The sequence below is a fragment of the Mycobacterium sp. genome (genome assembly GCF_035633495.1).
Classification (GTDB): Bacteria; Actinomycetota; Actinomycetes; order Mycobacteriales; family Mycobacteriaceae; genus Mycobacterium.
Map to the genome: position 1 here is coordinate 75,959 of NZ_DASQEU010000024.1, position 6,725 is coordinate 82,683.

At 63.9% G+C, this 6,725-nt stretch carries 7 protein-coding genes and 2 pseudogenes; 6 read left to right on the top strand and 3 right to left on the bottom strand.

Annotated features, from left to right (window positions below; all coding sequences use genetic code 11):
• Positions 1 to 59 precede the first annotated feature (59 nt).
• The 3 genes from VET27_RS05025 to VET27_RS05035 all read left to right on the top strand — a co-directional run bounded on the left by VET27_RS05025 (position 60) and on the right by VET27_RS05035 (position 1,603).
• Positions 60 to 632: a hypothetical protein gene (locus tag VET27_RS05025; RefSeq protein WP_526515734.1), complete on the top strand. Its 573-nt coding sequence runs from the start codon at positions 60 to 62 to the stop codon at positions 630 to 632.
• A 227-nt stretch (positions 633 to 859) separates the two neighbouring features.
• Positions 860 to 1,132 carry a hypothetical protein gene (locus tag VET27_RS05030; protein WP_526515736.1) on the top strand — a complete coding sequence of 91 codons (273 nt, stop codon included), beginning with the start codon at positions 860 to 862 and terminating at the stop codon, positions 1,130 to 1,132.
• A gap of 276 nt (positions 1,133 to 1,408) precedes the next feature.
• Positions 1,409 to 1,603: a hypothetical protein gene (locus VET27_RS05035; RefSeq protein ID WP_526515738.1), complete on the top strand. Its 195-nt coding sequence runs from the start codon at positions 1,409 to 1,411 to the stop codon at positions 1,601 to 1,603.
• Positions 1,604 to 1,791: 188 nt separating this feature from the next.
• On the opposite strand, the gene VET27_RS05040 is transcribed toward VET27_RS05035, so the two are convergent.
• The gene (locus VET27_RS05040) at positions 1,792 to 2,136 is read right to left on the bottom strand and encodes an Lsr2 dimerization domain-containing protein (protein ID WP_526515740.1); all 345 of its coding nucleotides are present in this window, start codon (positions 2,134 to 2,136) and stop codon (positions 1,792 to 1,794) included.
• A 192-nt stretch (positions 2,137 to 2,328) separates the two neighbouring features.
• Positions 2,329 to 2,838: pseudogene (locus VET27_RS05045) on the bottom strand (cytochrome P450); the annotation flags it as partial.
• Between the two features lie 1,004 nt (positions 2,839 to 3,842).
• Between VET27_RS05045 and VET27_RS05050 the strand changes: the two are divergent.
• Both VET27_RS05050 and VET27_RS05055 read left to right on the top strand, forming a co-directional pair.
• Positions 3,843 to 4,331, top strand: a complete 489-nt coding sequence (locus VET27_RS05050; RefSeq protein WP_526515742.1) for a hypothetical protein — start codon at positions 3,843 to 3,845, stop codon at positions 4,329 to 4,331.
• An 84-nt stretch (positions 4,332 to 4,415) separates the two neighbouring features.
• Positions 4,416 to 5,218 (top strand): annotated as a pseudogene (locus VET27_RS05055) (VOC family protein); the annotation flags it as partial.
• On the opposite strand, the gene VET27_RS05060 reads toward VET27_RS05055, so the two are convergent.
• Complete coding sequence (locus tag VET27_RS05060; RefSeq protein ID WP_526515744.1) at positions 5,215 to 5,817, bottom strand: TetR/AcrR family transcriptional regulator; 603 nt, start codon at positions 5,815 to 5,817, stop codon at positions 5,215 to 5,217. The pseudogene VET27_RS05055 and the gene VET27_RS05060 overlap by 4 nt on opposite strands.
• 75 nt (positions 5,818 to 5,892) lie before the next feature.
• Here VET27_RS05060 and VET27_RS05065 point away from each other — a divergent pair.
• On the top strand, positions 5,893 to 6,725 hold an 833-nt coding region (locus tag VET27_RS05065; protein WP_526515746.1), incomplete at its 3' end, for an MBL fold metallo-hydrolase.

Below are 6,725 nucleotides of genomic sequence, written 5' to 3' on the forward strand. Positions count from 1 at the left end.
GACGTTTCCGTAGAAAGAGTCCGGGTACACAGCTCGCGAAGGACAAGGAGGTTCGGACAATGCCTATTTGGGGATGGATTCTCATTGCAGCGATCGTCGTGGTCGCTGCGGTGGCGGTGATCGTCGCTGGTTCCCGGAGCAATCGAAGGCGAAGTGAGGGGCTGAAGCAGAGATTCGGCCCCGAGTATCAGCGAACCGTCGCCGAAACGGGCGACCCGATTGCCGCGGAGAAGGAGCTCACTGCCAGGGAGCAGAGGCGAGAGAAGCTCGACATCGTTCCGCTGACCGCCGAGTCGCACGGCAATTACGCCCACTCATGGCGGGCCGTGCAAACCGCATTCGTGGACGACCCGAAAAGCGCAGTCGGAGAAGCGGACCGGCTCGTGACGCGGGTGATGTCGGAGCGCGGCTATCCGGTCGACGACTTCGATCGGCGCGCAGCCGACATCTCGGTCGACCACCCTTCGGTGGTCGAGAACTACCGAGCCGCGCACGGCATCTACCTGGCGCAGGAAGCGGGCTCGATCGACACGGAGGCACAGCGCCAAGCGTTCGTGCACTACCGCGCGCTGTTCGACAAGCTACTCGAAACCCACGAGGACACCGACAAGTCACAGGAGGCACACGCATGACCATGCAACCGCACGATGCGGAGACCAACGGCTCGACAGGTGAACGAGATCGGTACGCGACGGATCCCCAACGGCTGAATGCGGCGGCCGATCCACTCACTGCGCCAACGCAACCCACCCAACGGGATGATCATCCGCCCGCCCCCGCAACCGAGCCGAACCCTTCTCCTCGAGAGGCCGAAGCTCCCGTGGACCAATCCCACACCCCTGCGATGGTCCAACCATCAATGGAGGAACCACTATTCGCCTCCGCAGACCTATCGGGCCTGCGTTCGCGTTGGGATGACGTCCAGGCAGGCTTCGTCGACGATCCCCGCAAGTGCGTGCAGACCGCCGACGGATTGGTGTCAGACGTCGTTCAGCAGCTCACCGACGGCTTATCGCAGGCTCGCTCGAAGCTGGAGCAGCAGTGGGCGCGCGGGGAAGACGTGTCCACGGAAGATCTTCGCCTCGCGTTGAAGCGCTACCGGGAATTCTTCGATCGCTTGCTGGCGGTCTAAGTACGTCGCAGCACAAGGCCACGGCCGTCGACCCGAAACGCGGTCGGCGGCCGTCGCCTGCTGCTGAGTCCCGTCACGCCGCAGAACACGGAATCGGCTGAACCCTTCAGGAATGTCACAGCTCCGCGATAGTGTCGAGACGACCCGCTGGGGGTTGCTGGACGTGCCATTCATGACCGTCGGGCAAGTATTGGCGAGGACCGCTCCTGCCGAGAAAGGCAATGAACCATGAAAATCAGCCAACTTCTGTGCGGCGCGGCCGCAGTTGCTCTAGGTATGGCGTTCACATCCGTGGCGCCTGCCTACGCGGGCCCCGAACAGCAGCAGTGCGTGCGGCCCGACGGGACGCCATGCCCGCCCATGCCCCCGGGCTGCGTACAGGAGAACGGCCTGCCGTGTTCGGGAGCCCTGCCCGACATCAACGCCGCATGTATGCAGAACCCCGTGGTTTGCCGATGGCTGATCGGATGAGGCGGTGACGCGTCGCTGAATTCGCTGCAGTCTGTTTTCGCTCGTTGATTACGAGGACCTCGCCTCGCGTCGGACCGCTAAACATTTTCAGTGGCCATCGCCATCTCTTTGCCCGTGCTGCGGTTACCGCAAAGGATGAGCAGAATGCGCGACCGCGGCCCAGGAATACGGGGAAGTTCGGACTGCGCTTAGTGTGCCGCTTCGAAAGCTTCGAAAACCTCAGCCTTGATACGCCCGCGGTCTGATACTGCGTGGCCATTTGCGCGTGCCCATTCGCGAACGGCGGTGAGTTGCTCCTTCGAGGCTTTTCCGTTGGTGCTCAACTTGGTTCGGCTAGCGCGCGCACCCCTGACCTTACTCGCCGCATCGACGTATGGTTTGAGTGCCTTTTCGAGCTTGGCGACATTGGCCACCGAAAGGTCGATTTGGTACGAAGACCCCCGAAGCGAGAACTCGACCCGCTCACCAGCGCCATCAGGAATGTCGGAACCGTCGATATCATCGATCAGTTGACGAATAATGCGTTCAGCCACGGCGAGCTCCCTTGCGACGATATCTCTTGATATCACCGTACCAGCGGTATCCCTCGCTTAAGAACAGCGGTTTGTATGGGCAAGCCCGAGGCCACGGCCGATATCCCGAGAATCCGATCTTTACGGATGATCGACCTTCATATGTTCCGGTCGGCCGAGCGAATTGCATCGCAGTTCCGAGCCGGTGTCGCGTCAACCGATGACTGCCGGCATGGAGTCCCAGCCGCGGACGGTGGATGTACGCGAGCGGCGCGCGTTGTCGATGTCGATCTCCCACTCGGGAAAACGCTTGAGCACCTCCTCGAGCGCCACGCGACCCTCCAGGCGTGCCAAGGGAGAACCGACGCAGAAGTGGGCACCGCGGCCAAAGGTGAGGTGTCCGCCCGCTTGCGTCGGATGTTGAACTCGTCGGGGTTCTCGAAGTGGCGTTCGTTGCGGTTGGCCGAGGCGAGCATCATCAACACCCCCCCGCCGGCACGACCTGCCCCTGGAACGTCACGTTCTCGGTCGCGACGTAGCGCGCGACGTGCGGGCCGGGGGCTCGAAGCGAAGGAGTTCCTCGATCGCGGTCGGGATCAGAGAATGGTCCTCGGCGAGTTCCTTGCGTTGATCGGGGTGTTCGGCCAACACCGTTCCCATCCAGCCGAACAGGCGACCGGTCGTCTCGACTCCAGCGCCTGCGACGACCGCCAGGAAGACGACCATGTCGTGGGCCAACAGTGAGTTGGTAGCGCTGCTGCCCCGACCGCCGAGGATCGTCACCTTTCTCAATGAGGTGACATGGGTCGCGGGCCCACGTGCGGGAATGTCAGCCAGAACCGGATTCGAACTGGCGACCTTCCGCTTCAGGCGGACTGTCGCTGACACCAATGTATTTCACCTCGTCGCGGAAGCCACCAATGCTCTTGCAGGACGCGACGGCGCACCGGCGGTCCAGTGGCGGCGAAGGCGTTTGCGCGAACAGGCCGGGCGCACTGCGCCCTCCGCAGAGTGCAGCTTTCGCCGAGCGACGTGTTCATCGTCCCGTCGGACCAGCGTAACGACAACACGCCGAGCCGTGCCGGCCCCCGTTCGCAGTCCCTCCGCTTAGACGTTATGACCTGTCACCGCTGCCCTCTGCAACGACTCGATAGAGAATGTCCGCCTCGGCGAACAAGGGCGTGGTCTCGTGGCGAGCGGGAGCCGGCGGCCGTGCTCTACCAGTCCGTCGTCTTCACCGCGTCAGACCCTGTCCTCTTGGGAGGCATCCGCGTGGACGTATTGACGGGTTTGCTCGCCGCACGGCCGCGCTGCAGCACCGGTCATAGATAGGGCGCACGTAACGGCATAGAAATAGGGAAACACCCTATTTCTTAGTCGGCCTTTCGGAGCCTAACGTTGGACTGTCGAGGGTAAGACCGTCGCCATATCCAACCGTCGATCGGCACCTCCAAGGAGAGCCGTGAACAGAATGTCACCCGCGGCACTCTTGGCCATCGCGACCGCGGTTGCCGCGATTGGGGCGTTCACTATCCCTGCGCCTGCACGCGCGCACCCACCCATGCCCAAGCTGCCGCCGCGTGCTTCGTCGACCCCCCTGGGGGTATCAGTTCCCCGGGGGAGCGGTAACGATCGATTACCCAGGCATCGGTGAAACACATTTCACCACACGGACGGGAACGCACGTCGACGCCAGTGCAGAGACCTTCTACCAAAATGGCACCAGCTTGAAGGGCACCATCACCGGCGACATCACCAAAGGAAGTCTCATCAATCTCACGGTCACCCGGGGGAGCAAGTATCCCCCCCTACTTCTCAGCGGTTCCGTAGGTCCCGACAATAGGGGCCACGGGGCCTACACCTACGAAAATCACGACACGGCGTCGTGGGACATGAACGAGGAGCTCAACTGCGTGCCTGTGCCGCCGCCGCCCGCGCCCGCGCCGGCGCCCGACAACAGGCCAATCGCTGGGCCCGACAAGCCCGCGGCCAAGACCCTCGGAACCGCCACCGTCGTCGCGGACACGGACATGTACGACAAGCCGGACGGCCAGGGACAGAAGATCGGCACCCTACTGGCCGGCGAACAGCATCCGTTGATGGAGCCTTGCCGGGACGACTGGTGCCGGGTCGGCACGATCGAGCTTGGTGGCTTCCCCGGACTGCCCAATGGCACGGCCTGGGTCTACGCCAAGGGCTTCCTCACGTTCTCTTGACCGCCGCGGGTGGAAACGAAAGCGGCGGAACGCATCCAGTCTCTTTCAGAACGCCAGCGACCTTCAGGTGGCGCCCTCCGTCCGCTGGGCTGGCAGGTCGACGACCACGAAACCTTCGACACCATCGAGGCGCGGGTGGGGAGCCATGGGGTTCCAGTCACGGCAGGCTCCGCCGAGGAGGCCGCATTGCGTGGCGTCGAGCGCTTGGTCCGGTTTCCCGGACCCAACGGGCTGATGCAGGAGATCTACGTCAACGCCCGCAGCGCTTCTCAGCCGTTGAGCTTGCCGCACACGGCGGATTCGTCAGCGGCGAGAGCGGTATGGGGCACGTAGCCATCGCGACCAAGAAGCCACACCAGATGCGCGGTTACTACAGCACCGTGTTCGACGCGAGATTGACTGACTACATCGATGAGACGATCAGCGGCCTCAAGTTCAAGATCCGCTTCCTACGAGTGAACGAACGCCACCACACGGTGGCGCTCGCGTCCGTGAACAGGTTGCCGCTCAACCCGATTCGCACCAGGATCCAGCACCTCAACATTCAGGTCGCCGAGCTCGAGGACATGACGGCCTCCTACCAGCGGGTGGTCATGCAACTTGGATTCCGCATGGCGCTCTCAGTCGGTCAGCACACCAACGACAAGGAACTGTCGTTTTATGCGGTGACCCTCGTCGTCGATGAAAGCACCTGGGAGCCAACCACTCACCAAGGCATCAGTGTTTGGGGCAATGCTCCCGAGCGACAAACCATCCTCGAGGCGTTCGAGCGGTTCAAGACTGCGGCACAATCGGTTGTGCACCCTGAGCAGAGCGTTCCGGCGCTTGCAGGGCCGGTATCCCACACGACTAGCCCGAGCAAACACGCCAATGCCGGATGCCACTAGTGCTGAAGAGCCAAGCGCCTGACCTCGCGGCCTACCTCGGCGGCCAGTGCCTCGGCATCCAGGCCGGGCCGCAGCGCGGCACCCCACCGGGAGATGTCGACCGCGCCGTGGGCGAACGCCCACGCCAACAGCGCGCGCTGAGTCGCTTCGTCGGCGATGAGCTCGGGGTTGGCAGCGCGGACCGCGTCGACAAGACGGGTGAAGGTCACCTGCGCCGCCTCCCTCAAGGCGTCCCCCTCGACACCGCCGACGTCGGTCGGCAAAATCCGGAACATCACGTCGTAGTGCGTGCGGTGCCGCGTCGCGAATAGGACGTACTCCATCACCACTCGCTCGAGCTGATCTGGTGCGGACCCGGCACCACCGAGGACCTCGAGCTGACTGCGCGCCAACGTGTCGAAGCCGTCGCGCGCGACTGCGGCGAGCAGCGCGTCCTTGTCGGGGAAGTGGTGATAGGGCGCAGCGGCCGAGACCCCCGCACGGCGGGCGACTGCGCGCAGTGTCACCTCGTCGGCATTGGATTCGGCGACCAGTTCGAGGGCTGCGGCGATCAAGGCCTGGCGCAGATCCCCGTGGTGTTGACCGACGCTTCGGATCACCAGAACATGGTTGACAGTGTTCAACAGTGGTGTCAAGATGAACATTGTTCAACAGAGCGGATCGAGGTAGTTGCCATGACCGATCGCAGCGTGTCGGCGACCTTCGCCATCGATGGTCGACCCGTGACGGTGCACGCATTTCACAGCGGCACCGTCACCATCAAGCGATGCCACGCCTGCGGGTGTCTACCGGAGCGCAGCCCGTCGCTGCTGCGGTTCCTGGCCATCCTCGCGGATCGTCGCTTCGCGGCGCCGATGCCGATCTGGAGCTACGCCATCGACCACCCCGACGGCGTGTACGTCATCGACGCCGGCGCATCGCCCTCCTACAACGACCCGCAGTCATGGCGCACCGATCCGCGGACGCGTGCGTTGATCCAATCCTTCATCAAGCTTGACGTCCGCGAGGGCGAGACGTTGCCCGACCGGCTCCGCGACGTGGGACTCGACGCAAGGCAGGCCCGGGCAATGGTCTTGACCCATCAGCACGTCGACCACACCGGCACGGTGCCCGCATTCGCGGGCGTCGACATCTGGACCACTCGAGCCGAGGATGCCGTGGCGGCCCGAATCGGAGCGCTTCACTGGCGCTGGCGCGATTCCGCAACGCGCATCCGTTACGTCGATGATGAAGGTGTGCCCGACGAACTCGGGCGCACCGTGTCCCTCACCGCAGACGGAACGATCCAGGCAGTCTGCACTCCGGGGCACACACCGGGTTCGGTCAGTGTGCGACTGCGCACCGACCAGACTGATATCTGGTTCACCGGGGACATCGCCTTCACCGCCGAAGGAATGAACCCGTCCGCGCCCACCGCGGGCGTCCACACCGACATCCGGCGCGTGCGCGCACTACAGGCCAGGTTGCAGCACGCCGGGCTGCTACTGCCGTCGCACGACCCCGACGT

Coding starts and splice junctions, on each gene's coding strand:
- VET27_RS05035 (WP_526515738.1), top strand. CDS start 1,409: ATGGCGTTCACATCCGTGGCGCCTGCCTACGCGGGCCCCGAACAGCAG.
- VET27_RS05025 (WP_526515734.1), top strand. CDS start 60: ATGCCTATTTGGGGATGGATTCTCATTGCAGCGATCGTCGTGGTCGCT.
- VET27_RS05030 (WP_526515736.1), top strand. CDS start 860: ATGGAGGAACCACTATTCGCCTCCGCAGACCTATCGGGCCTGCGTTCG.